Origin of the sequence: Vibrio ziniensis (genome assembly GCF_011064285.1) — a bacterium.
In the GTDB taxonomy this organism is placed as follows: Bacteria; Pseudomonadota; Gammaproteobacteria; order Enterobacterales; family Vibrionaceae; genus Vibrio; species Vibrio ziniensis.
In genome coordinates, this window is the sequence record NZ_CP049331.1 from 1,037,486 (window position 1) to 1,063,462 (window position 25,977).

Annotated in this window: 20 protein-coding genes; 10 read left to right on the forward strand and 10 right to left on the reverse strand. The window is 43.3% G+C overall.

Annotation, left to right across the window (positions count from 1 at the left end):
• Nucleotides 1–16: 16 nt before the first annotated feature.
• From G5S32_RS04670 to G5S32_RS04680, 3 genes are all read right to left on the reverse strand, one after another.
• Complete coding sequence (locus G5S32_RS04670; RefSeq protein ID WP_165310821.1) at nt 17–790, reverse strand: peptidoglycan binding protein CsiV; 774 nt, start codon at nt 788–790, stop codon at nt 17–19.
• 75 nt (nt 791–865) lie between these two features.
• Nucleotides 866–4,327, reverse strand: a complete 3,462-nt coding sequence (gene mfd / locus G5S32_RS04675; protein ID WP_165310823.1) for a transcription-repair coupling factor — start codon at nt 4,325–4,327, stop codon at nt 866–868.
• Nucleotides 4,328–4,335: 8 nt separating this feature from the next.
• A complete protein-coding gene (locus G5S32_RS04680) occupies nt 4,336–4,905 on the reverse strand; it encodes a PilZ domain-containing protein (RefSeq protein ID WP_165310825.1) in 570 nt (189 codons plus the stop codon).
• Between the two features lie 229 nt (nt 4,906–5,134).
• Here G5S32_RS04680 and lolC point away from each other — a divergent pair, with 229 nt between their 5' ends.
• Genes lolC through lolE form a run of 3 tightly spaced genes read left to right on the forward strand, consistent with a single transcriptional unit; the run spans nt 5,135 to nt 8,266 of the window.
• Complete coding sequence (gene lolC / locus G5S32_RS04685) at nt 5,135–6,343, forward strand: lipoprotein-releasing ABC transporter permease subunit LolC (protein WP_165310827.1); 1,209 nt, start codon at nt 5,135–5,137, stop codon at nt 6,341–6,343.
• Nucleotides 6,336–7,022 (forward strand): lipoprotein-releasing ABC transporter ATP-binding protein LolD, encoded by a 687-nt coding sequence (gene lolD, locus G5S32_RS04690; RefSeq protein ID WP_165310829.1) that lies wholly within the window; start codon nt 6,336–6,338, stop codon nt 7,020–7,022. The genes lolC and lolD overlap by 8 nt, the downstream gene beginning before the upstream one ends.
• Nucleotides 7,022–8,266, forward strand: coding sequence for a lipoprotein-releasing ABC transporter permease subunit LolE (lolE, locus tag G5S32_RS04695; RefSeq protein WP_165310831.1), 1,245 nt, complete (start codon nt 7,022–7,024; stop codon nt 8,264–8,266). The genes lolD and lolE overlap by 1 nt, the downstream gene beginning before the upstream one ends.
• 327 nt (nt 8,267–8,593) lie before the next feature.
• Here the strand turns inward: lolE and G5S32_RS04700 are convergent, their stop codons facing one another.
• Complete coding sequence (locus G5S32_RS04700; RefSeq protein ID WP_165310833.1) at nt 8,594–9,109, reverse strand: DUF2062 domain-containing protein; 516 nt, start codon at nt 9,107–9,109, stop codon at nt 8,594–8,596.
• An 8-nt stretch (nt 9,110–9,117) separates the two neighbouring features.
• On the opposite strand from G5S32_RS04700, the gene G5S32_RS04705 reads away from it, so the two are divergent.
• From G5S32_RS04705 to kdsB, 5 genes are read left to right on the forward strand one after another with little or no spacing between them, the layout of a single operon-like run.
• Nucleotides 9,118–11,361, forward strand: a complete 2,244-nt coding sequence (locus G5S32_RS04705; RefSeq protein WP_165310835.1) for a DNA internalization-related competence protein ComEC/Rec2 — start codon at nt 9,118–9,120, stop codon at nt 11,359–11,361.
• A 32-nt stretch (nt 11,362–11,393) separates the two neighbouring features.
• Nucleotides 11,394–13,142, forward strand: coding sequence for a lipid A ABC transporter ATP-binding protein/permease MsbA (gene msbA / locus G5S32_RS04710; RefSeq protein WP_165310837.1), 1,749 nt, complete (start codon nt 11,394–11,396; stop codon nt 13,140–13,142).
• A 9-nt stretch (nt 13,143–13,151) separates the two neighbouring features.
• Nucleotides 13,152–14,159 (forward strand): tetraacyldisaccharide 4'-kinase, encoded by a 1,008-nt coding sequence (gene lpxK, locus G5S32_RS04715; RefSeq protein WP_165310839.1) that lies wholly within the window; start codon nt 13,152–13,154, stop codon nt 14,157–14,159.
• Nucleotides 14,140–14,319: a Trm112 family protein gene (locus G5S32_RS04720; protein ID WP_165310841.1), complete on the forward strand. Its 180-nt coding sequence runs from the start codon at nt 14,140–14,142 to the stop codon at nt 14,317–14,319. The genes lpxK and G5S32_RS04720 overlap by 20 nt, the downstream gene beginning before the upstream one ends.
• The gene (kdsB, locus tag G5S32_RS04725) at nt 14,319–15,074 is read left to right on the forward strand and encodes a 3-deoxy-manno-octulosonate cytidylyltransferase (protein ID WP_165310843.1); all 756 of its coding nucleotides are present in this window, start codon (nt 14,319–14,321) and stop codon (nt 15,072–15,074) included. Before G5S32_RS04720 ends, kdsB begins: the two co-directional genes overlap by 1 nt.
• 322 nt (nt 15,075–15,396) lie before the next feature.
• Here the strand turns inward: kdsB and G5S32_RS04730 are convergent, their stop codons facing one another.
• The 3 genes from G5S32_RS04730 to G5S32_RS04740 form a co-directional block, all read right to left on the reverse strand.
• Nucleotides 15,397–16,956: a SpoVR family protein gene (locus G5S32_RS04730; RefSeq protein ID WP_165310845.1), complete on the reverse strand. Its 1,560-nt coding sequence runs from the start codon at nt 16,954–16,956 to the stop codon at nt 15,397–15,399.
• A 12-nt stretch (nt 16,957–16,968) separates the two neighbouring features.
• On the reverse strand, nt 16,969–18,240 hold the full coding sequence (locus tag G5S32_RS04735) for a YeaH/YhbH family protein (protein ID WP_165310847.1): 1,272 nt from the start codon (nt 18,238–18,240) through the stop codon (nt 16,969–16,971).
• Between the two features lie 131 nt (nt 18,241–18,371).
• Nucleotides 18,372–20,306: a PrkA family serine protein kinase gene (locus G5S32_RS04740; RefSeq protein WP_165310849.1), complete on the reverse strand. Its 1,935-nt coding sequence runs from the start codon at nt 20,304–20,306 to the stop codon at nt 18,372–18,374.
• Between the two features lie 326 nt (nt 20,307–20,632).
• Between G5S32_RS04740 and G5S32_RS04745 the strand changes: the two genes are divergently transcribed.
• A complete protein-coding gene (locus tag G5S32_RS04745) occupies nt 20,633–21,385 on the forward strand; it encodes a MipA/OmpV family protein (RefSeq protein WP_165312708.1) in 753 nt (250 codons plus the stop codon).
• A gap of 210 nt (nt 21,386–21,595) precedes the next feature.
• Here G5S32_RS04745 and G5S32_RS04750 read toward each other — a convergent pair whose 3' ends face one another.
• The 3 genes from G5S32_RS04750 to pflA all read right to left on the reverse strand — a co-directional run bounded on the left by G5S32_RS04750 (nt 21,596) and on the right by pflA (nt 23,717).
• Nucleotides 21,596–22,096, reverse strand: coding sequence for a YfbU family protein (locus G5S32_RS04750; RefSeq protein ID WP_165310851.1), 501 nt, complete (start codon nt 22,094–22,096; stop codon nt 21,596–21,598).
• A 124-nt stretch (nt 22,097–22,220) separates the two neighbouring features.
• Nucleotides 22,221–22,901 (reverse strand): energy-coupling factor ABC transporter permease, encoded by a 681-nt coding sequence (locus tag G5S32_RS04755; protein WP_165310853.1) that lies wholly within the window; start codon nt 22,899–22,901, stop codon nt 22,221–22,223.
• A 75-nt stretch (nt 22,902–22,976) separates the two neighbouring features.
• On the reverse strand, nt 22,977–23,717 hold the full coding sequence (gene pflA / locus G5S32_RS04760) for a pyruvate formate lyase 1-activating protein (RefSeq protein WP_165312709.1): 741 nt from the start codon (nt 23,715–23,717) through the stop codon (nt 22,977–22,979).
• 240 nt (nt 23,718–23,957) lie between these two features.
• On the opposite strand from pflA, the gene G5S32_RS04765 reads away from it, so the two are divergent.
• On the forward strand, nt 23,958–25,838 hold the full coding sequence (locus tag G5S32_RS04765; protein WP_165310855.1) for a methyl-accepting chemotaxis protein: 1,881 nt from the start codon (nt 23,958–23,960) through the stop codon (nt 25,836–25,838).
• Nucleotides 25,839–25,977 lie beyond the last annotated feature (139 nt).

The window sequence follows — 25,977 nt, forward strand, 5'->3', positions numbered from 1 at the left end:
TGGGGCGCTTTAGGTTTTATTGTTCTTCTACTTTTCGCACTTGGATAATCATTCCCATCAAAGGGTGATCCAGATAGTGTGTTTCACTACTGCGCATGCGTCTTTTCTGATCGATGCGATAGCTTTTCAAGTAAGTTTCAACTTTTCGAGTTGGAGATACTGGCGCTAAGTTGCCGGCTTGAACTGTTCCATCAGCCTGTTCATCTGTTGACGTCAACACTAGCGGTTCATCTTGCATAAGCACTTCACGTACGCTTGGCTCTTTTAAATCCATCATCACTTCAGCGTAGAGATAGTGTTGTACGTAAATTTGCAATAAGCCGTCTAATTCGTAAAACGGTTTAGCGATGCTTTTTTCTGTCACGCCGTCAATTGATGTTTGTGTCACATCACTTTCGATCGCGCTGCCATCAGGATGATATTGACGCGAATAGTCTTGACCCGCTTGAATATGGAATACAGGAGCCGCATTTCTGGCTTCGTCTCCCTGACGCCATGCTGTGTGCAACAATACGTCAAAACCAGCGTGTTTCTTCAGCTCTGCGACTTGGTCATTAAGCTGATAATCAGAATAGGCAAGCATCTTAACGCCTTTTGCTTGACGGTAAGTAGCGTCCGAAAAGGCGCCCGCTCTCGCCATATTAATTTCAGGCAAGGTATCTGGCCAAGATTCGCTGATTTTTTCTGCATCTACTGCTCTTTTGAAGATGATGACTTCAATATCGAATTGTCTCTCAGCCAAGCTAGGCATAGAAACAAGTAAAAGCAGTAATGGGATCAGTTTTTTCATTATGACTCCGTCATTCGGTGCTCAGCACCTTACATCATTTTCTAAGGCTTTAACTTATGATCTCAGGAAAAGCCTTTACGCTGTTGGAAGTAGATTCTGCTGGAATTCACCCAGCATGTCTGCAACAAACTGAATTCGTTCTCTTCTGTCGACTAATGGTACCGCATACTTAAATTTGGTTGGACCATCCATCGCAAATTTTTTCGGTTGAGACTGCAACAGTTTAACCAAAAACATAGGGTTAATGTCAGCATTTGGATAGAACTCAATGTAGCCACCTTTTTCGTGGGCTTCAATCTTACGAATTTTAAGTTCTGCAGCATCAAGTTTAAGCTGTGCAAGAGCGAGTAAATTTAACGCCGCATCCGGTAGTTTGCCGAAGCGGTCAATAAGCTCAACTTTCAGCTCTGCTAGCTCATCTTCATCATGTACGCTGGCAATTTGTTTATACATGGATAAACGTGTGTTGATATCAGGGATGTAGTCTTCCGGTAACAGTGCCGGTAAGCGCATTTCCACTTCGGTCTGCTCACGGAGTAAGTCATCCAACGATGGCTCTTTACCCGATTTTAACGCTTCAACGGCTTGTTCCAGCATTTCCATATAAAGCGTAAAGCCAATTGATTGGATCTGACCACTTTGTTCATCACCCAATAACTCACCAGCACCTCGAATTTCTAGGTCGTGGGTCGCCAAAGTAAATCCAGCACCAAGGTCTTCTAATGACGCAATCGCTTCAAGACGCTTGACCGCATCTTTGGTAATCGCCTTAGGTGGAGGTGTGAGCAAGTAAGCGTACGCTTGGTGGTGAGAACGACCCACTCGTCCACGTAACTGGTGCAACTGTGCCAAACCTAATGAATCCGCTCGGTTCATGATAATGGTGTTGGCGGTTGGAACGTCAATACCCGTTTCAATAATAGTAGTACACACTAACAGATTGAAACGCTGGTGGTAGAAGTCATTCATCACTCGTTCAAGTTCGCGTTCACGCATTTGTCCATGAGCAGTGGTTATTCGTGCTTCAGGAATCAGCTTTGCTAAGTCTTCGGCTGTTTTTTCTATGCTTTCTACTTGATTGTGTAGGAAGTAAACCTGACCACCACGCATAATTTCTCGCAATGCGGCTTCTCGGATTACACTGTCTTCACTTTGACGCACAAAGGTTTTTATAGCCAAACGACGTGCAGGTGGTGTTGCGATTATCGATAGGTCACGCATACCACTCATCGCCATATTTAATGTACGAGGAATTGGCGTAGCAGTCAGTGTAAGAATATCCACATCGGCGCGCATTGCTTTCACTTTCTCTTTTTGACGAACACCAAAGCGGTGTTCTTCATCAACGACAAGTAATCCTAAATCTGCAAATTGGATATCGTTAGAAAGCAGTTTGTGAGTTCCAACCAGAATATCTACTTTTCCATCGGCGACATCTTGTAGAATTTGCTTCTGTTCTTTTGTTGACTTGAAACGCGATAGTACCTCGACACGAATAGGCAGGTTAGCAAATCGGTCTCGGAAGTTTTCAAAGTGTTGCTGCGCCAGTAGAGTTGTTGGGACTAATACTGCAACCTGTTTGTCGTTGTCTGTACATAAGAATGCGGCGCGCATAGCCACTTCGGTTTTACCGAAGCCCACATCACCACACACTAGCCTGTCCATCGCTTTTGCTTGGCACATGTCAGACAATACAGCGTTGATAGCCATTGCTTGATCGTCAGTTTCTTCAAACGGGAAACCGGCTTTGAACGTCGCGTATTGGTCTCTGTTCAGCGTGAATTTAAAGCCTGGTTTGAGTTCTCGTTTGGCATAGACGTCTAACAATTCAGCTGCGACATCACGAACTTTTTCAGCAGCTTTTCGGCGTGCCTTGGTCCATGATTCGCTTCCGAGCTTATGCAAAGGTGCACTCTCTTCAGCACCACCTGAATATCGGCTAATCAGATTTAATGAAGAAACAGGAACATAGAGTTTTGCATCATTCAAGTATTCTAGAGTTACGAATTCAGTGGTTAAGCCACCAGCCTCTAAAGTTTGCAACCCAACATATCGTCCAATTCCATGGTCAATATGAACGACAGGTTGCCCTGGTTTCAGCTCAGCAAGGTTGCGAATGACAGAATCACTGTTTGTCGTTTTACGTTCTTTTCTGCGTCTTTGAATGACTCGATCGCCGAGTAAATCGCTTTCACAAATAAGTGCAAGCTTATCGGTACCGAAAATGAAGCCATGCTCTGAAGAACCCAGTACCAACGAAAATTTGTCGCTACTTTCTAGCGCTCCGTCGAACGAGTTTTTACTGTGTGGCCGTAGCTTAATTTGTTGCAATAACTCTAGCAGTGCCTCTCGACGACCTTCTGATTCGACAGAAAAGATCACTTGGCCTTTGAATTGCTCACCAAATTGGCGTAGTGCTGCCAGCGGTTCTTTATTTTGATGTTGAACTGCAAGCGGGGGAAGTGCGCTAATATCAAGATTGCTGCGGCCTGATTTTTCGGCTACAGGGTCGATACTCATTATGGTATGAGGCAATGCTTTGAACTGAGTAAACAGATCATCTTTTTTGAGCCACAGTTCGTCAGGCGGAAGCAACGGGCGCAGTGGGTCCACTTTGCGCTGATCGTAGCGATAAGCAACGTCTGTTAAGAATTGGTCGATGGATTTCTCTAAATCACCGACAGAAATGAGCTGACTGTTCGTTGGTAAATAATCGAATAGCGTTTCTGTGTGTTCAAAAAACAGCGGTTGCCAGTATTCGATGCCCGCAGGCCAAGTGCCTTTAGACACTTGCATGTAAACGGATTCAGGTTCGCGGCGTGCTTCAAACCTCTGACGCCAGCGAATGCGGAAATCTTCTATCGCACTTTCTGTCGTTGGGAACTCGTGCGCAGGTAGCAGGCAGATATCCTCAATCTCTTCAATCGAACGTTGGTTTTCAGGATCGAAGGTGCGGATGGTGTCAATCTCATCATCAAAAAAATCGATGCGATATGGAGCAGCACTACCCATCGGGAAAAGGTCGAGAATAGAACCTCGACTTGCGTATTCACCAGGGCCAAACACTTGATCAACATGACGATAGCCAGATTTCTCAAGTTGGATTCGCAGTTTCTCTAGGGAGAAAAGATCACCACGTTTAACTATCAAAGTGTACTGCAGCAGAAAATCTCGTGGAGATTGGCGTTGTAATAGCGTACTTACAGGTACAATCGTGATACCAGTTTTTAACGTCGGCAGATTATACAGGCGAGCAATTCGGTCAGAAATAATCTCTTGATGTGGAGAAAAATTATCGTACGGTAAGGTTTCCCAATCGGGGAAAAGAGCAACTTCGCCATGGCTGAATTGTTCCATTTCGTGCAGCAATTTGAGAGCCGTCTGTGGGTCGGGTACCGCGAGAAGTGTGTGTCCAGTATGGCTGTTCGCGATTTCAGCAATCGCCAACGCCAGACTAGCACCTATTAGGTTGCCTACGTGCTTTTTGTCTCCGGCTTTCAATGCCGAATTGACTGAGAGTCGTGTTTTTTTAGTCATGGAAACGCTTATATTTTGTCTCTATCCAAAGAGCGCTGACGCAGGAGCTTCTGCTGTTGATAGAGGGCTGCTTTGATCAGCAAATCTTGGTCTGTGTCACGCAGCAAATCGTATTTTACGGTGACCAATTTATCAGTATCGTGTTGTTCAACACCGTGTACGGTTGCGTAGCAATAAATGGCAGCCGCAGGATGTTCTATAAATAGCTTGATGCGAAGTTTAGTGCCGACAGTTGGAGCAGTGCTGGCTACGTAGGATAATTGGCTCGCACCAAAAGTCATCGTTTGGTGGCGTAGCGCGGGATCATCTTGTTGAGACAACATGAATGTTAATAACAGATTCAGCTTAGAGTTCTGAGTATCCAGTAACTGTACAACATGTTTGAAGTCGCTGTTTTTAAGTTCTAACTTGGCTGCATCATTGAGTTGGTCCAGTTGGCTAAACTCACTGGCGACAACAAATGGTGCCGGAATCTCTGTGACGAAATGCTCATATGAAGGAAAGGTGAAATCGTCCGATAATGGTTCGACGTTAATGGTGAGCGAGTGGTGTACAGTAAAAAATTCTTGATCTGTCATATAAGTTCCTTCCTTTCTCTGTTGATTATCGTCATACCGACCAAGTAATCAAGCTAAGCCTGTGTATCGGACGCAATTAATTGTTTTTCTCGCAAATAATGGAATTTTGATTAGATATTTGTCTTCAACGTAAAATAATTCGGCTGTTACATTTATTTGGCAAAGAAAAACTACAACCTTGGCGTGATTATCGTTACAGTATCGCCATCTTTTTCGATTGGTTTTTATTATGTTTCATCCGATATCGACCTTCATCGGTCTGCGTTATTTGCGAGGACGCTCTGGTGATAGGTTCAGTCGATTCGTGTCTTATATGTCTACGGCCGGCATTACTATAGGTGTGATGTCGTTAGTGACTGTACTTTCTGTTATGAATGGCTTTGAAGCGCAGCTAAAAAGTCGCATTCTGGGCGTGTTGCCTCAGGCTGTAATTAGTCAATCTCAAGATAAAACACTGCTGACACCACAAGTACCCGATTTTATTTCTCAACTCTCCAGTCAGCGTGCTCCAGAACCGATTGTTCGCAGTGAGGCTGTTGTACAGAGTGCATCTCAGCTAACCGCAGGACTGATGATTGGCATCGAACCTAGCGAAAATGATCCGATAGAGAATCATCTTATTGCTGGAAGTCTTTCAGATTTAACCGCAGGGGAATACCAAATCTTTCTGGGGCATACATTAGCTCGCAGTCTTAACGTGTCACTTGATGATAAAGTCAGATTGATGGTTACTAGCGCCAGCCAGTTCACCCCACTAGGCCGTATTCCAAGTCAACGTAACTTTACTGTTGCCGGCATTTTCAATACAGGGTCTGATGTAGATGGTCAGTTGATGATTACTCACATTAGTGATGCAGGAAAACTTCTGAAATTTAACGCTAATACGGTATCTGGATGGCGCCTGTTTTTTGAAGACCCATTTGTAGTCGGAGAGCTCTCCAATAAAACGCTACCAGAAGGGTGGCATTGGACTGACTGGCGGGAACAACGAGGTGAACTTTTTCAAGCGGTTAGTATGGAAAAGAACATGATGGGCTTAATGCTAGGGCTGATTGTTGGCGTTGCGGCTTTTAATATCATTTCGGCGTTAATTATGGTGGTCATGGAGAAACAAGCCGAAGTCGCTATTTTGAAAACACAAGGCATGACCGACCGCCAGGTGTTGGCAATTTTTATGGTGCAAGGTGCCAGTAGTGGAGTTATTGGTGCCATCATCGGTGGTACGTTAGGTGCACTGCTGGCAAGCAACTTAAATGCATTTTTAGATAGCTTGGGTGTAGCTTTATTCTCGTTAGGTGGTGAGTTACCCGTCGTGATTAACACAACCCAAATTTTTATAGTGATCATGCTGGCGATATGTTTAAGCCTTCTAGCTACACTTTTCCCGTCTTATCGAGCATCTTCTGTTAAACCTGCTGAGGCTTTACGTTATGAATAACCTTTTACGTTGTCACCAAGTTTGCAAAACTTACCAAGAAGGTGAATTACAAACTCAGGTATTAAAAGGCGTCAGTTTTGATGTTCAGCGTGGAGAGCTGGTATCAATAATTGGTTCATCAGGTTCAGGTAAAAGTACTTTGCTGCATATTCTTGGGGCTCTTGATGACGCATCTGAAGGTAGCGTAGAGTTTTTAGGGCAGGATCTGACAAGTTTGCATTCCAATAAGCAGGCAAAAATTCGTAATAAGCATTTGGGCTTTGTTTATCAATTTCACCATCTGTTAGCGGATTTTACGGCCTTGGAAAACGTGGCTATGCCACTACTTATTGGTGGCATGAAAGTTTCTGATGCAAAAGCAGCTGCGCAAGCATTGTTAGAAAGAGTCGGGTTAAGCCATCGACTAGAGCACCGTCCATCGGAATTGTCAGGTGGTGAGCGTCAGCGTGTCGCGATCGCCAGAGCACTGGTTAACAAACCCGACTTAGTCTTGGCTGATGAACCAACAGGTAACTTGGATCATACAACTGCTTTATCCATTTATGATTTGATGCGAGAACTGAACAGAGAATCAGGGACTGCGTTCCTAGTGGTTACTCATGATGGAGAGCTGGCAGCGAAAATGGATCGCCAGATGCATATGAGAGATGGTTTGCTACTTGATGTGGAGGAGGCTTAGTGTTCTCTTCACTATCAATGTTTATCGGAGGCCGTTTTAGTCGCGCCAAGCAGCGTAACAAAATGGTTTCTTTCATCTCTCTTTCATCAACCATAGGTATTGCAGTTGGTGTTGCGGTCATCATTGTCGGTCTTTCTGCTATGAATGGTTTTGAACGCGAGTTGCAAAACCGTGTTTTGTCTGTAATTCCACATGGTGAGTTTGAAGGTGTTCGAGAACCAATTGAAAATTGGCAAGACATCGTTCTAAAGGCAAATCAAAACGCTGAAGTTATCGCTGCCGCTCCTTATGTAAAAATGACGGCATTGGCAGAGAAAGGCGCTCAGCTTAAAGCCATAGAAGTGAGAGGTATTGACCCCCAAATGGAGCGTGCGGTCTCCAGTTTGTCACAATATGTGACAGAGAATGCGTGGCAGTCTTTTACTTCTGGTCAACAACAAGTGATTTTGGGCAAAGGTGTTGCTGATAAGTTAGATGCTAACGTCGGCGATTTCATAACACTAATGATTCCTAGCTCTAACAGTGAGAACAAGGTGCAAGCTCCTAAGCGTGTGCGTGTCAAAATTGCAGGACTTTTGGCGCTTAATGGGCAAATTGACCACAATTTAGCATTACTTCCCATTGAAGATGCGCAGCAATATTCTAATTTAGGGTATGGGGTTACGGGTGTTTCTATCAAAGTTCGAAATGTTTTGAATGCAACTGACGTGGTTCGTCAAGTGGGTACCACACTCAATGAGTATGTTTATCTACGGAGTTGGAAGCAAAAATTTGGTTTCCTATATCGCGATATTCAAATGGTGCGCAGCATTATGTATCTCGTGATGGTGTTGGTGATTGGTGTCGCAAGCTTTAACATCGTTTCAACCTTGATGATGGCGGTGAAAGACAGAGCAGCTGAAATTGCAATTCTTCGTACCATGGGGGCGAGTGATGGTCTCATTAAGCGTATTTTTGTTTGGCAAGGCGTTTTTTCTGGCGTACTTGGTGGTGTGGTAGGCAGTATCTTTGGTGTGCTGGTTGCTTTGAATTTAACGCCTATGCTGAAAGGTCTAGAGTCGTTGATTGGACATCAGTTTTTATCGGGTGATATCTATTTTGTTGATTTCTTACCTTCACAGGTTATTGCTGGGGATGTGCTGTTAGTTTCAGGTACTGCGATAACATTAAGTCTGCTAGCAACTTGGTATCCGGCTTCGCGTGCAAGCAAGCTTAACCCTGCGGCTGTATTAAGCAGTAAATAGTGTTCATATCAATCTGGAAAATTCATTGGTCAGTGATTGCGCATTGATAAGCAAACCCTTCGAGCCAAGGGTGGCTCGGCGGAGTTTCTTGGACGCTTTGTTATAAAAAAAGAAGGGATGCGAGCTTGCGTTTGATGTCTAATAGCTGCTGCACCGAAGCTTAATCTGAGCATATTTTTAACTAGAATGGCATCACTTTCGAAATAACCGACTCAATGACAAAAAAGGACCTTATGGTCCTTTTTTCATCTTCACACTACATTCGTTGCACTAATGAGCAATGGGCTCATCTCAAGTTAGAATGTATATCATTTTATCCGTTTGATTTCAGGTTACTTTTGTACGTCGCTTCTGCCAACTTCTTACAACAGAGTAACGCCATAAACCACGAATACCAAAGTAGCCAATGACTGATGCAATTACCGAGCAAACAGCACAACCTAACAGAAATGGTGGGGCAATAGTGCCCATTTGATGGATCAGAAAATCCCACGTAAGTTCAAAGTGAAAGTGTTGCGGTGGGATATTCATTAACCATGCACCAAGTTTATAGGCGATGTAGAAAATGAAGGGCATGGTAATTGGGTTGGTAATCCATACCAGTGCAACGGACAACGGCAGATTGACACCTAAGGCAATGGCTAGACCGGCAGACATGATCATTTGGCTTGGAAGTGGAACAAATGCCATGAAAAGGCCAACAGCAAATGCACCTGCAGCTGAACGTCGATTTAGACACCACAAGTTAGGGTTGTATAAGACATTGCCAAAAACTTTTAATGCCTTTTGACGTTTAATAACGTCATGGTTAGGCATAAATTTTTTGATGAATTTTCTTGGCATAGGGGACCATGACTCTCTTATCGAAAAATTGGACGCTTGCTTCGTTTTCGCTCACTGTTTTGTCATCGCCCTATTGGCCGAGTATGCCAGTTTTGGGTTTTGCGCTATTTTGCCCACTTTTATTCATCCTTAGTGCTCGATTCACTAAGTTAAGAAACTGGGGCGGGATCGTACTAGGATTGCTAGTGATAATAACACATGGCAACGCAGTAAAAACTCAATCCAGTAGCATTTTTCAAGCAGGGCAGGATATTACCATAAAAGGGAAAGTTGACAGCTTTTTTAAACAAATTAGTTTTGGATACGAAGGTTCCGTTGTTGTGCATCAAATAAATGACCATTTTATCACTACATGGTTCCCTGCTCGTATTCGTTTATTTTCACCTATCCCTTTAGAAATAGGTGACCACTTTGAATTTTCAGTGAAAGTGAAACCTATTATTGGTCGATTAAATGAGGTTGGGTTCGACGCTGAGAAATATTCTCTAAGCCAAGGGTGGGTAGCGAGAGCATCAGTTAATAAAAATGCTCGTTTTCAAGTTACGTCAAGAATGAACTTGCGATCATGGATTTATGCCAAAGTAGAAAGTTACATCACCAATAGTCGACATAAAGGGATGATTACCGCTTTGGTATTTGGCGAGCGTTCAGGTCTTAGTCAGACTGATTGGATGCAATTGAGAAATAGTGGATTGATTCATTTGGTCGCCATTTCAGGTTTACATATCGGTATAGCTTTTGGTATCGGTTATACGTTGGGTGTTGGATTATCAAGACTGAATTCGAACTTACTTTGGTTTCCCTTTCTGTTAGGCGCAGCTCTAGCTGTCAGCTATGCGTGGTTAGCCGGCTTTACTGTCCCTACTCAACGTGCTCTTATCATGTGTCTGTTAAACGTAGCGATGATTTCATTACGTGTACAAGTGTCTATTTCTCGTCGAATTTGGCTTACGTTGAGTGCAGTGCTTATCGTTGATCCCTTTGCTTCTTTAGCTAGCAGCTTTTGGCTTTCTTTTACTGCTGTTTGTATTGTTATTTATCTCTACACTATGATGTCACAATGGAAATGCTGGTGGGTGAAGTTGATCTTGGGGCAGGTGATTTTAGTACTGCTTATGGCACCGATAAGCGCTTACTTCTTTGGCGGTGTAAGTTGGATATCCATATTGTTCAATATGGTTTTTATCCCTTGGTTTTCTTTCATTGTCGTGCCCTTATTGTTTATCGCGGTAATTGGCTCTTGCTTTACTGTTCCGCATATCAACTATTTGTGGCGAATTGCTGACAGTGTATTTGAGCCTGTCGCTTGGGCTCTTCAATATTCAAGCTCAGGTTGGTTTGCAATAAACGAAACTAATCTCTATGTAATAGTTACATTAGCATTAATCTGGCTGTCAAGATTCGTCATTAGTAGCTTTAGTCAAGTATTGATAAGTTCGATTCTGATAGGGGTGTTTATCTTTAGAGAGCCCTCTTATGACTGGCGAATGGATGTGCTTGATGTCGGGCATGGATTAGCCGTGTTAATTGAAAAGGGTGGGAAAACCTTACTCTACGATACGGGAAGCAGTTGGGAAAATGGTAGTTATGTTCGTTCAGTGATAGCTCCATTACTTACAAAAAGAGGAACAGAAACGATTGATACGGTGATTTACAGCCATCTTGATGATGATCACGCTGGTGGTAGGTTCGATGTTAATCAATGGTTTCTACCTAAACACGTCTATTCTAGTCAGACTATAGAAAACTCATCAGCCTGTATCCGAGGAGAGGCTTGGGAGTGGCAAGGTTTGTCCTTTACTGTGTTGTGGCCGCCACAAAGAGTCGTTCGAGCTTACAATCAGCATTCATGTGTTATTCGTATTGTAGATACTCAGTTTGGCCATAGTGTTTTGCTTTCTGGTGATGTCACTGCTGTTGGTGAGTGGTTACTTACAAGAGACAAGGCTGTCGTGCAAAGTGATGTGATGCTAGTTCCTCACCATGGCAGTCAAACTTCTTCTACAGAGGATTTTATTGAAAGAGTTTCCCCCGAGATTGCGATTGCCTCACTAGATAAAGGTAACCGCTGGAAACTTCCCCATCCGAAGGTCATTAATAGGTATTCGAGTTTAGGTGTTGTTTGGTATGACACAGGCGATGCAGGACAGATTACTCTGAGCTATAGAGCAGAAAGTCGTCATTTATCTACTTTGCGACAAGAAGGGTACATTCCTTGGTATAGGCAGATGCTGCGTAAAGGGGTAGAATAACGGGCAATATTGAAACAAGAATAAGCACTTATATGTCATTGAATACCGACGAAACCACATGGCAGACCTTTAAACGTCTTTGGACCTACATCAGACTTTATAAATCTGGTTTATATGTTGCTGTCGTAGCTTTAATCGTTAATGCTGTGTCAGATACTTATCTGATTTCGTTGCTAAAACCTCTTCTTGATGAAGGTTTTGGTCAGACAGAATCTAATTTTCTTCGAACGCTTCCATTTATCATTTTTGGTGTAATGGCCGTAAGAGGTGTCAGTAGCTTTGTCTCCGATTACTGTTTGAGTTGGGTGTCAGGAAACGTAGTTATGCAGATGCGCAGAGCTATTTTCAAACACTTTATGCACATGCCTGTTACCTTTTTTGATAAAGAACCAACCGGTAGTTTGCTGTCTAGAATCACTTATGATTCGGAACAAGTCTCTGCGGCAACGAGTAAAGCATTAGTTAGTATCGTGCGCGAGGGCGCAAGTATCGTAGGTTTACTGGCTCTTATGTTCTGGAATAGCTGGCAGTTGTCGTTGGTATTGTTATTCGTTGCGCCAGTCGTCGCTGTTGGCATAAGCGTCGTATCTAAACGTTTTCGCAAAATTTCAAAGAATATGCAGACAACAATGGGTCATGTGACTTCTTCAGCAGAACAAATGCTAAAAGGTCATAAAGTTGTTTTGAGCTACGGTGGTCAAGAAGTTGAACGGAAACGCTTCAACGAGGTAAGTAATCGCATGCGTCAGCAAACAATGAAATTGGTGTCTGCACAAGCGATAGCTAACCCAGTGATTCAAATGATCGCATCAGTTGCACTGGTTGTGGTTTTGTTTTTAGCGAGCTTTGATAGTATTCGCACTGATCTTACTCCTGGTACTTTCGGTGTTGTTTTCTCAGCAATGTTTGGCTTGATGCGTCCGTTAAAAGCGTTAACTAACGTCACATCTCAGTTTCAACGAGGTATGGCCGCAAGCTCGACATTATTCAATCTGATGGATTTGGAAACTGAGCGTGATAACGGCACTTTCGAGGCAGATAAAGTGCGTGGTGAAGTGGCCGTTAAAGATGTCACTTTCACTTATTCTGGTAAAGAAAAGCCAGCGCTATCGCATGTGAGCTTTGAAATCCCTCAAGGTAAAACTGTTGCTCTGGTTGGTCGTTCAGGTTCAGGTAAGTCAACCATTGCTAACCTGTTTACACGCTTTTATGACGTTGATTCAGGTTCCATTGAACTTGATGGACATGATGTTCGCGACTTTAAACTCACTAACCTGCGTAAACACTTTGCGCTTGTTTCGCAGAACGTACATTTGTTTAACGATACTATCGCTAACAATATTGCTTATGCTGCTGAAGGTGAATACACCCGTGAGCAAATTGAAGAAGCGGCTCGTTTAGCCCATGCCATGGAGTTCATTAATGGTATGGAAAATGGTTTAGATACCATTATTGGTGAAAATGGTACGAGCTTGTCTGGTGGTCAGCGTCAGCGTGTTGCTATCGCTCGTGCGTTGCTACGAGATGCTCCTGTACTGATTCTTGATGAAGCAACGTCTGCTTTGGATACTGAATCAGAACGCGCTATTCAAGCTGCGTTAGATGAGCTGCAAAAAGATAAAACTGTATTGGTTATCGCCCATAGGCTTTCAACTATCGAGCAAGCGGATGAAATTTTGGTCGTTGATGAAGGTGAGATTATTGAGCGCGGTAAGCACGCTGAACTCATTGAAAAAGATGGTGCTTACGCACAGCTGCACCGAATTCAATTTGGTGAGTAGGTTCTAGCCGTGATTGAAAAAATCTGGTTTCAACATCATCCTATTCGCTTTGTTTTATGGCCACTACTATGGCCATTAAGCCTTGTATTTAAAGCGATTAGCCGCTCACGTAGAGAAGCTTTTCAAACAGGTAAGAAGAAAAGTTATAAAGCACCTGTGCCTGTCGTTATTGTCGGGAATATTACTGCTGGTGGTAATGGTAAAACCCCTGTGGTTATCTGGTTAGTTGAAACTTTGCAAAGTCTAGGTTTCAGACCGGGTGTGGTTTCTCGTGGCTATGGTGCAAAAGCGCCTTCGTATCCGCTTCTTGTCTCTGATAGTACATCGACTTCTCACTGTGGTGACGAGCCAAAACTGATTTTCCAACGCACTAAGGTGCCGGTTGCGGTTGATCCTATTCGCTCGAATGCAGTAAAGGCGCTACTCTCACAAAACGTCGATATCATAATTACAGACGATGGGTTACAGCACTACGCACTGGATCGTGATATTGAATTTGCTGTGGTTGATGGCGTGAGACGATTTGGCAATGAGCAATTACTGCCTTTGGGTCCTCTTCGAGAACCTGTATCTCGTTTAAAAGAAGTGGATTTTACCATTACCAATGGTGGTACACCTCTCGCAGGTGAAGTCGCGATGACATTGCTACCGGATTTAGCTGTGAACATAGTGACTGGCGAGCGCGTATCGGTAGACACTTTATCAAATATCGTCGCTTGGGCGGGTATTGGTCATCCGCCACGCTTTTTTAATACATTGAAATCGTTAGGAGCCAAGCCTATTGTTGAACATGGGTTTGCAGATCACCAAGATTTTGATTCCTCAGTGCTGTTTGCCTTGGCAGAGCGTGGGGATAATGTCGTTATGACAGAAAAAGACGCTGTAAAATGTGCTGCGTTTGCAAAAGAGAACTGGTGGTATTTACCTGTCTCGGCGCAAATTTCTCATGTTGATGAGCAGCATATTGTGGAAACAATTAAAGAGGTTATGGAACAGTATGGATCACCGTCTGCTTGAAATCGTTGCTTGTCCGGTATGTAAAGGCAAGCTGACTTACGATAAAGATAAACAAGAGCTTATTTGTAAGCTTGATCGTCTTGCTTATCCAATCAAAGAGGGCATTCCTGTTCTCCTTGAGCCAGAAGCTCGCACTATGTCAATGGACGAGGGACGCTAATGTCATTTACCGTTGTTATTCCAGCTCGTTATCAGTCAACGCGTTTACCGGGTAAGCCGCTCGCGGATATCGGCGGAAAACCTATGATTCAATGGGTTTACGAGCAGTCACTGCTTGCTGGTGCTGAAAGAGTGATCATCGCGACTGATGACGCTCGTGTCGAAACGGTTGCGGAAGCGTTTGGTGCTACGGTTTGTATGACGTCTCCAGATCATCAGTCAGGTACTGAACGTTTGGCTGAAGTGGTAGCTTTGATGGGTATTGAAGATGATCACATCATCGTAAACGTGCAAGGTGATGAGCCATTAATTCCTCCAGCAATTATTCGTCAGGTGGCGGATAACTTGGCGGCGAGCAAAGCGCCTATGGCGACCTTAGCCGTTGAAATAGACCATGAAAGTGAAGTGTTTAATCCAAATGCCGTGAAAGTGGTCACCGACAGTGAAGGTTATGCTCTTTACTTCAGTCGAGCTACGATTCCTTGGGACCGCGATAACTTCGCCGCTAAAGACAAAGCTATTGTACAACCATTGATGCGCCACATTGGAATCTACGCTTACCGAGCAGGCTTTATCAATACTTACATTAACTGGCAGCCTAGTCAGCTTGAAAAGATTGAGTGTTTAGAGCAGTTACGCGTTCTTTGGTATGGTGAGAAAATCCATGTTGCGGTTGCATTAGAAGCGCCTCCTGCTGGAGTTGATACGCCTGAAGATTTAGAACTGGTACGCAGTATTGTGGCAAAACAAGTGTAGCCTAGTACCATCCTAGATAAAAATATGATCAGACTGAGCATCGGCGAGCAGCGAATGGGCGTCAAATGCACACGCGCATTCATTCGTCCCTGAAGCTCCGTCGAGCCATCCATGGCTCGGAGGGTTTGCTTATCGACGCCCATTCACTGATCAGGAAATGTTCCAGAGTAGTATAAAGTGTTCAAATAAAGAAAAGCCCCAGATGAGAGTCTGGGGCTTTGTTCGTTTTACTAAGTGTCTATTCTGTCGAACACTTATTTTTACAACTACTTACTTTTACAACTAATTGTTAGGTTAGATGTTTTGGTTGTCGCAACGATAATCACTTTTCGTGATCACCTTTCTTAGGACAGGTTGCGAGGATTTCTCTTCTTCCAGTGTCTTTTACCTCCTCCAATTTGACTTCAAAACCCCATAGGCGATGCATGTGTTTAAGTACCTCCTCGTAGCTTGGGTCTAAAGGAATTCGGTCGTGGGGGACATACTGTAGCGTAATGGAACGGTCTCCACGAACGTCGACGCTGAATACTTGGATGTTAGGTTCCAAGTTACTCAGATTATATTGAGCAGCGAGTTTCTCTCGGATGAGTTGATAACCGCTGTCATTGTGAATGGCTGTTACTTCAATAAAATTCTTTCTGTCATCGTCAGTAATCGCGAACAGTTTAAAGTCACGAATCAGTTTTGGTGATAAATATTGGCTGATAAAGCTTTCATCTTTAAAGTTGTGCATGGCGAAATGCACTGCATCCAACCAGTCTGATCCCGCTAATTCAGGGAACCATTCATAGTCTTCAGTCGTTGGGTTTTCACAAATACGTTTAATATCGGTAAACATGGCAAACCCTAAAGCATACGGGTTGATACCGCTGAAATAGCGACTGTTATAAGGTGGTTGGGCAACCACACTGGTATGGCTGTGTAGGAACTCGAGAATAAACTTGTCTGACACTAATCCTTCATCGTACATATGGTTCAATATGGTGTAGTGCCAGAATGTCGCCCAACCCTCATTCATGACCTGAGTTTGTTTCTGCGGATAGAAATACTGGCTGATTTTTCGCACGATACGTACGATTTCACGTTGCCAAGGCTCAAGCAGTGGCGCGTGCTTTTCAATGAAGTAAAGAATGTTCTCTTGCGGTTCACTCGGGAAACGCGGTTGATCGTCTTCCGCTCTCGCTTTACGAGGAACGGTGCGCCATAGAGCATTAACTTGCGACTGCAAATACTCTTCGCGTTCTTCTTGGCGGGCTTTCTCTTCAGCTATCGAAATCTTCTCTGGGCGTTTGTATCTGTCCACACCGTAGTTCATTAGAGCGTGGCAAGAATCCAGCAGTCGTTCTACTTCGTTGACACCGTATTTTTCTTCACACCCAGAAATGTAGTTTTTAGCGAACAAGAGGTAGTCGATAATCGAGCTAGCATCTGTCCATGTTTGGAACAGATAGTTGCCTTTAAAAAAGGAGTTGTGACCATAACAAGCGTGTGCCATAACCAAAGCCTGCATAGTAACGGTATTCTCTTCCATCAGGTATGCGATACAAGGGTCGGAATTGATAACGATTTCATACGCTAATCCCATTTGTCCATGCTTATAGTTTTGCTCGGTATGAATAAATTTTTTGCCAAACGACCAGTGGTTATAGTTGATTGGCATACCGATGCTCGAATAAGCATCCATCATTTGTTCAGAAGTGATGACTTCAATTTGGTTTTCATAAGTATCAAGCCGATACAGTTCTGCCACACGTTTAATTTCGGTGTGGTACTGCTCTAGAATGTCAAAGGTCCAATCTGGGCCGTCGGGTAAAACAGTCGATTTGGTTGCGCGTTTCTTTGGCGCAGCTTTGGTCTTTTTTGTCGTAGCATTAGTCGTCATGCGCGCGTCTCCCTATGCCGTTTCCTTCTGGAACAACTCCCTAAATACAGGGAAAATATCCTCAACACTGCGGATGTTCTTCATTGCAAAATTGCCAAAGCCAGGTTGCAGTTTTTCATATTCATGCCATAAGGTTTGATGCGAACGACGCGTAATCTCAATATAGGCATAGTATTGGCAGTAAGGTAATAGCTGATTGGTGAGTAACTCTCTACAACGAGGTGAATCGTCTGCCCAGTTATCACCGTCAGAAGCTTGTGCACCGTAGATGTTCCATTCTCCAAGTGGGTAGCGTTCTTTAATGATTTCATGCATCAGTTTCAGTGCGCTCGATACAATGGTACCGCCAGTTTCTTGAGAGTAGAAGAATTCCTGCTCATCCACTTCTTTGGCTTGAGTGTGATGGCGTATAAACACAACTTCTACGTTCTGGTAGGTACGGGTTAGGAACAGATAAAGCAAAACATAAAAACGTTTCGCGATGTCTTTAGTTGCTTGGTCCATAGAACCAGAGACATCCATCAAGCAGAACATGACGGCTTGGCTTGATGGAATAGGGCGTTTTTCGTAATTTTTAAAACGCAAATCGAACGTATCAATAAAAGGTACGCTTTCAATTTTTGCGCGCAGCTCTTCAATCTCCTGTTTAATGCGTTTTTCTTCCAGAAGCAGAGCGGGTTCAGTGGTTTTGATTCTCTCTAGCTCTTCTTCCAGTTCTCTCATTAAACGGCGTTTATTGGCTGTCATGGCTGTACGACGAGCCAACGATTGTTGAAGAGAACGGACAATAGCGATATTTGATGCCGAGCCTGCGGTTTGATAACCAGCACGGTGTGTTTTCCACTCGGTGATTTTGTTTATCTGGTTCTTTTCAAGGTTCGGCAGCTCAAGGTCTTCAAACAGAATATCCAAATACTCATCTTTGGATATTTGGAATACAAATTCGTCTTCACCTTCTCCATCCTGACTGGCTTCGCCTTCGCCTGATCCGCCTCCTTGTCCGCCACCTTTAGGACGTTCGATCTTGTCTCCACGTATAAATTGGTCGTTACCAGGATGGACGCGCTCCCGCATGCCGCCCTGACCTTGATGAAAAATAGGTTCTTTGATGTCTTTATTCGGGATAGAGACATCTTCGCCGGTTTCTGTATTCGTGATTGAGCGACGGTTTACCGCGTCGGAAACCGACTCTTTAATCTGGTCTTTATAACGGCGTAAAAAGCGTTGTCGGTTTACCGCGCTTTTATTTTTACCGTTTAATCGTCTATCGATGAATTGCGGCATGAGTCTTCCCCTGTATACGTCACCTGAATCGTTCCTCCAACTAGGCATCCAATCCGTGGATGCCTATCGTGATGTTAGATATCAGATATACCCTTCCTACAATCTGTTATTAGGTCATAAGCAGACTGTGTTTAAGAGGATTTACGAACACGTAAATACCACTCAGACAATAGCCTCACTTGTTTCTCGGTATAACCTTTCTCCATCATACGAGCGACAAAGTTGTCGTGTTTTTTCTGATCTTCAGAAGAGGTTTTCGCATTGAAGGAGATGACAGGAAGCAATTCTTCAGTGTTCGAGAACATTTTTTTCTCGATAACCGTGCGCAATTTTTCGTAGCTGGTCCAAGCTGGGTTGTTACCATTGTTGTTCGCACGTGCACGCAATACGAAGTTAACGATTTCATTACGGAAATCTTTCGGATTACTGATGCCGGCAGTTTTCTCAATTTTCTCCAATTCGCTGTTGAGTGAAGCTCGGTCAAATAATTGTCCGGTTTCTGGGTCACGGTATTCTTGGTCCTGAATCCAGAAATCAGCATAGGTGACATAACGATCAAAGATATTTTGACCGTACTCAGAATAGGATTCTAAGTAAGCGGTTTGAATCTCTTTACCGATGAACTCGACATATCGAGGGACTAGGTAGCCTTTCACAAACTCCAAATATCGGTCTGCGGTTTCTTGTGGGAATTGTTCACGCTCAACCTGTTGTTCAATTACATAGAAGAGATGCACAGGGTTCGCGGACACTTCGATGTGATCGAAGTTGAATACGCGAGAAAGAATTTTGAACGCAAAGCGAGTCGAAAGACCTGACATCCCTTCATCTACACCAGCGTAGTCGCGGTATTCCTGATAGCTTTTTGCCTTTGGATCTGTGTCTTTAAGCGTTTCGCCATCGTAAACACGCATTTTCGAAAATAGCGATGAGTTTTCTGGAATTTTCAAACGCGATAGCACACTGAATTGAGCAAGTAGCTCAAGTGTACTTGGTGCGCATGGTGCGTTGGAGAGTTCACTGTGCTCAAGCAGTTTTTGGTAGATTTTGACTTCTTCGGAAACACGTAAACAGTAAGGTACTTTGACAATGTAGACACGGTCTAAGAATGCTTCGTTGTTTTTGTTGTTACGGAAAGTCTGCCATTCAGATTCGTTCGAGTGAGCGAGTATCATACCATCAAATGGTAAGGCAGATAGCCCTTCAGTACCGTTATAGTTACCTTCTTGAGTTGCGGTTAATAGAGGGTGCAGCACTTTGATTGGTGCTTTAAACATCTCTACGAATTCCATTAAACCTTGGTTTGCTCGGCAAAGTGCACCAGAGTAGCTATACGCATCTGGGTCGTCTTGAGAAAAGTGTTCTAACTGACGAATATCGACTTTACCAACCAGAGAGGAAATATCTTGGTTGTTTTCATCACCAGGTTCAGTTTTAGCAACAGCAATTTGGTCTAAAATTGAAGGGCGAACTTTAACGACTTTGAATTTAGTAATGTCGCCGCCGAATTCGTGTAAGCGTTTTGCAGCCCAAGGAGACATGATGGATTTAACATAGCGCTTTTCAATGCCGTATTCTTGTTTGAGTAGTTCGCCATCTTCATTAACATCAAACAGACAGAATGGGTGGTCGTTGACCGGGCTGCGTTTGCCATTGACTGAAAGCACATAGATAGGCATTTGTTGCATCAATGCTTTAAGTTTTTCAGCTAGGGATGATTTACCACCACCGACAGGGCCAAGTAGGTAGAGAATTTGTTTACGTTCTTCTAAGCCTTGGGCGGCGTGTTTTAAGTAAGAAACGATCTGTTCTATGGCATCTTCCATGCCGTAGAAATCTTGAAATGTTTTGTATCTTGAAATGACTCGGTTAGAAAAAATGCGGCTTAATCGAGGGTGTTTTGACGTATCCACCATCTCGGGTTCACCGATGGCGAGCAATAAGCGTTCAGCCGCATTTGCGTAGGCGCTTTTGTCGTCTTTACATAGATTTAAAAACTCTTGAATAGTTAGCTCTTCATCCTTGGCTGCTTCATAGCGTGCCTGAAAGTGGTCAAAAATACTCATAGTAAGTCCCCTCTAATAATGTCGCACAGACATACAACCGCTTTAAAACATAAATCCCTAACTCTTTAAGCCTAGTTTGCTATTCACGATTTTGCTTAGAGATTATGCATTTATTTCAAATTAGTGATGGTAAAAAGAAATTTGGAAATTGAGATTTGCGGATAATATGATTTGTGCATGTAGCGTTCACGGAGGCTTAGGTTTGAGATCTAGCCACAGTTTCATAGAGATCGAATCTGAATAATTCTCAACAATATTGTTATTACAAGCATAGGTTCGTATGATGTTGCCCAATGGATTGCATACCTACGGATATCTCTATCACTATGAATAAGTTCTATTTTTCTGCATTTGTTGCCTCATCCCTAATGATGTCGGTTTCTAGCTATGCAGAAATGAGTCAATGGTCTTTAGGTATTGCGGCAGCGTATTCACCGGCGGTGTACAAAGATACGCCGTCTAATCGAACCGTTATTCCTTTAATTGGCTATGAAGGAGATCATTTATTTTTGCGTGGTTTTAGTGCTGGTTATCGGCTTTTTCCCATGAGGTCGCAGCAGAATGTTATTTTCAGACTGATGTATGACCCAAGAACATTGAAACCAGAAGATTCAGATAATGCACAAATTCGTTTACTGGATAAGCGTTCTTCGACAGTTCTGGGAGGGGCCAGTTATCAGCTACTTACGCCGGTTGGCATGTTTGAAACCTCTGTGGGCACAGATGTTGCGGATACTCACAACGGGCTCTATGCCGAATTAGCTTGGCGATTCCCTATGCGATTTGGCTCTTGGGGTGTAACACCGAGTATCGGTTATTCTTATAACTCAGATAAGTTGAATAACCATCTCTATGGTGTTTCTAAAGAAGAAGCGGATCGCAGTGGTTTATCTGAGTTTGAAGCGAAATGGGACGGCCAGTACTTTGTTGGCGCTGCTGCATATTGGAATATAGTCGATACTTTTAGGTTGATTGGTAATGTACGTTACACCAATTTGGAAGGAAAACTCGAGTCCAGTCCGATTATTGACGGTGGTGTCAACACTACTGTGATGATTGGACTCTCATACAGTTTTTAATGGTTATACCACTCAGGGGAAAAAATGATCAGCTTAAGTATCGAACGTAAACTCGCATTAATTCGTTCGTTATGCTCTTCAGAGCACTCCTCGGTTCGCAGAGTTTGCTTATAAATACTCAATAACTGAGCAATGAATTTTCCAGATTAGTATTACAGACAGCGTAAAAAAGGGCGGATGATATCCGCCCTTTATGTTTTTCTACATCAATTACGCATTGAAAATCTGACGCAGTTCATTTGCAGATAGGTGGTACTGGCGAGGACAATGGCGCCACGTTGCTAGCATGCGGCGGTATTTATCAGCCATCGGCATTTGGCTGTTAAAGTGATGATCACCCTTATCAAACTGTGGGTACAGACCTTCAGAATCCACTAGGAAGCGTACGTAGTTGACCAATTGACCTTCGGTTGCAATATCGTAGCCAAGGAAGTTCAAGCGACGTACATCGACGTCTTTTCGTGCTTCTTCACTAAGCATTTTGTGCGACTCTTGCATGGCGTGATACATCTCCATAATGTCGATTACTTCACGGCATTGTGCGTCACTCAAGCAGCCAAACTCTTTGTTCAACTCACACATTTGAAGCTCATAACCACGTTCAACGATGGTCTGCAGACGTTTGTATTTCGCTGAGTTTGAAGGATCAAGTTGAGACATCAAATAATATTGGTTTGAAAGAATAAGACGTTGAGCGTTAGTCATTTCCATAGCTGGCCTCACTAAAAACTGGTTATTTTTTTGCTGAGGTTAGGTTAACAGTAATGCGTTACTCTGAAACATGATCTCAACACTGTTTTAATAGAGATAGTACATAAAATATGCAGTAGTGTGACTATTTTTTGTGATGATTGTTGTTGTGATGGTGGTTGTATATGTAGTCGCGGTCGGAGAACACCCTCAGCCATTCCGGTTTAAACACGGAAAGCATAGCGAGAGCCATACCGTTAAGAAGCCCTTCAGGGAAGGCGAGCAAAGGTACGAAGATGAGATAATTATCTAAGATGGTTTCCCAGTCGTAATATCCCAAATTGAACTGGTACACGGCATTTATAACTAGGTGCAGACTTCCAGTTAGGCCACCGTTGAAAAAGCCCGCGACAAAAATAAATACAAAAATATTACGAGGTAAATAGTGATAGCTTAGTGAAAATATCGCGTAGGTAAGCAGGATAGGAATCAAACAAGACAGTAACAAATATTCAGGGAGTGCCATTAAAGCCAATTTACCGATGGTGACTAAGGCAACACTCACTGGAATGCTAAGGACGAAAGCACAGCGCCAGCCAAACATCATGGTTAGACTGGTGAGTGCGAGAAAATGAATATGGAGACCTTCTTTGACACTTGCTTGTGCCGACCAAAGTAGCAGCAAGGCAAACATCACTGCATAGGTAAGATGCTGGAAAGATTTATCAGTATGGAACTTTGGCCAAAAAGCGAGCTTGAAGTCCTTTATGCACAGCAAGCCAAAGACGATAACAATAAGTAATGAAGCGAGCTCTTGTAGTTGCACAACAAGTCCTTGTTACGAAGCTAAAAATACCGGTGTGTAAACCGGTATTTTTAATGATTGTGCGTAAGGCTTGAATCAATATTTTACGTTTGAGTGATATTGCTCAAGAACAGAAACGATTCTATCCATGGTTTCTTTGCTTGGGGGCTCTACACCTTCAAGTGGGTATTCTTCACCCATTGCTTCCCATTTGTGGGCGCCAAGTTTGTGATATGGGAGAAGCTCAATCTTTTCAATATTGTCCATATCTTTGATGAACTCACCTAATTTATGAGCTGATTCATCATCATCTGTATATCCGGGGACAATAACGTAGCGCAACCAAGTAGCTTTACCAATCTTATGCAAGTATTGAGCAAAATCGAGTGTACGTTTGTTTGATACGCCGACTAAATCTTGGTGAATATCGTCATTAATCTGTTTGATATCGAGCATCACCAGATCGGAGACTTCAAGAACTTCATCGATAACAGGAGTGAATTTACGAATGTAGCCGTTTGTATCTAGGCAGGTATGAATACCTTCAGCTTTCGCTGCTCTGAAGAAGTCTCTGACAAATTCCGGCTGAAGCATTGCTTCGCCACCAGAGCACGTTACACCGCCACCAGAGGCATTCATAAAGTGACGATATGATTTCGCTTCGTTGATGATCTCTTCAACAGTAACCACTTTACCTTCATGAGTGTCCCAAGTATCGCGGTTATGGCAATACTTACAGCGGAATAAACAACCCTGCAGGAATACGATAAAGCGAATTCCCGGGCCATCAACCGTACCGCAAGATTCGAATGAGTGAATTCGACCAGAAGTAGACATGTGCTGCTCTCGATTGTGTAATTTAGTCGTCATTTTATTACAATTAGTATCGATTAAATAGGTTTTCCTTATTTAATTCAGGGTTGTAATAAATAGTTTAAAAAAACATCGAATTTAGTGATGATGGGTGTTATAAAAAAGGCGTTAGTGACATAAATATGAATGTCACATTCTTCGGCAATTTTTAGCCTGTAGTATCTTGAAGTCTAAAGTCACAGGATGGTGACAAGGAAGATTAGCATGGATGTACTGAAATTATCTCAGAAGCAAAAAATCACACTGTTTATTGTTATTTTATGTATTGGCTTTGTTAGTTTGGGTCTATATACCGCGTCGAGTTTGGGGGGGATGGGTTCTCAATACAAACAGAGCTCAAAAATTACGTCTGGTGCTTTAGCCATGCATTCCACCCAAGCGGATCTACTCTCACTAGCCTCCGAAAAAGAAAGTTTAACGGCCGATCAGGTTTCTCAAGCGACAGATAAACTGAACAGCTTGATGGACAATGTGCAGATTGATATCCAATTTCTTCAACAGTTGAACTTAAATGATGAATCTCAGCAGTTACAGCAAGTGACTTCTCAGTTTGAGCAATCATTACTGCCTTGGATGGAGCTGAAATCAGAGTTGGGTTTTAATGTCGAAGAAGGAAAGCTTGGCGAGTTGAAAACGTTAGCCACAACCATTGAAAAGAAAATCTCTGAGACGGGAATGGTGACGATTAACTCTGACTTCCAAGCGATGGTCAAAGCTCAGCAAAACTATTTGTTGCAACCAAATGAACAGAACTTGAAACTGTTTAATCGAGCAATGGCAAGTTTTGTCAATATGTCGAAAAGCTATTCGATGCTCGATCTTTATGCCAAGGAAGTGGAAAAATTCAAGGAGACTTTTCTACGAGTTAGCGAGCTATCACAGTTAGTCAATGAGCAACAGTCGCAGCTAATCATCAGTGAATCTCAAGCTAAAAGTTTGATCGAAACTCTTTCAAAACAGATTGAGAGCATCAGTGAAACTTATCAAATGCAGGCCGAACAGGTAGGAACGCAAACCCAGTGGTCTGTGTTAGTCGCTTGTGCTGTTTTGGCTGTCATCACTATTTCTATCTTTATTATGTTAAGTGTGTCGCTGACCCGTTCACTGACACAAACCAAAGCCGTGATGGAGCGCTTATCGCAGGGTGACTTATCACAGCGTATGCCGATATCAAACAATCCTAATGACGAATTCAACCAACTTGCTTTAGCGATTAATCAAAGTTGCGAACATCTTGGCGAATTGGTAAAAGCGGTTCAAAGGCGTAGTGAGGCCTTATCAGGTGATGCGGCTCAGTTAAACTCTGGAGTGGATGACTTGGTGAATGGGCAGTCTGACGTCCTTGGGCAAACTCAGTTGTTAGCTTCTGCGACTGAAGAAGTTAGTGTGACTACTCAAGAAGTGTCAAACTCTCTAGCGTTTGTGTCAGACGTCAGTAAATCATCAACTGAGGCGGCTGAAAATGGCTCGAAAATCATTGCTGCAGCGATCGGTTCACTAGAGGATGTGGGCAAAATACTTAGCTCGGCTACTGATAACATTCAGCAGCTTGAAGAAGCATCAACCAAAGTTGACTCGGTTATGGACATTATCAATAGCATCGCTGAGCAGACCAACCTGTTAGCTTTGAACGCGGCGATAGAAGCGGCACGTGCTGGTGAGCAAGGTAGAGGTTTTGCTGTGGTTGCTGATGAAGTGCGAAGCTTGGCTGTACGTACTGTAAGTGCAGTGACTGAAATTTCGAGCACTATTGAAACCATGAAAAAAGAGAGTGCAGAGGTTATTCAGAAATTTGGCCAGTCAGGGCAGACCATGCTTGTTGGCCAACAGCGTGGACATGAAGCTATGAAAGCGTTGACTCAAATCACAGATAAAGCGGGTGAGGCCGCACACCAAACAGAAATCATTGTTAGTTCCATTAAGGAATTGGCGACGACTAGTCAATCAATGGCTGACAGTATGACCCAGATTTCTGTAGCAATGAAAGAGCTAGAAGGTAATAACGAGCAATTGCGTTCGATCAGTCGGGTTGTTGACCAACGTTCTTCAGAACTGAACTCGGATTGCCAACGCTTTAGTATCTAGTGTTTTATCTTAGTCACTGCAGTTTATACCAATCTGGAAAATTTCCTGATCAGTGAATGGGTGCCGATAAGCAAACCCTCCGAGCCATGGATGACTCGGCGGAGCTTCAGGGACGAGTGAAAGTGAATGCGCGTTTGCG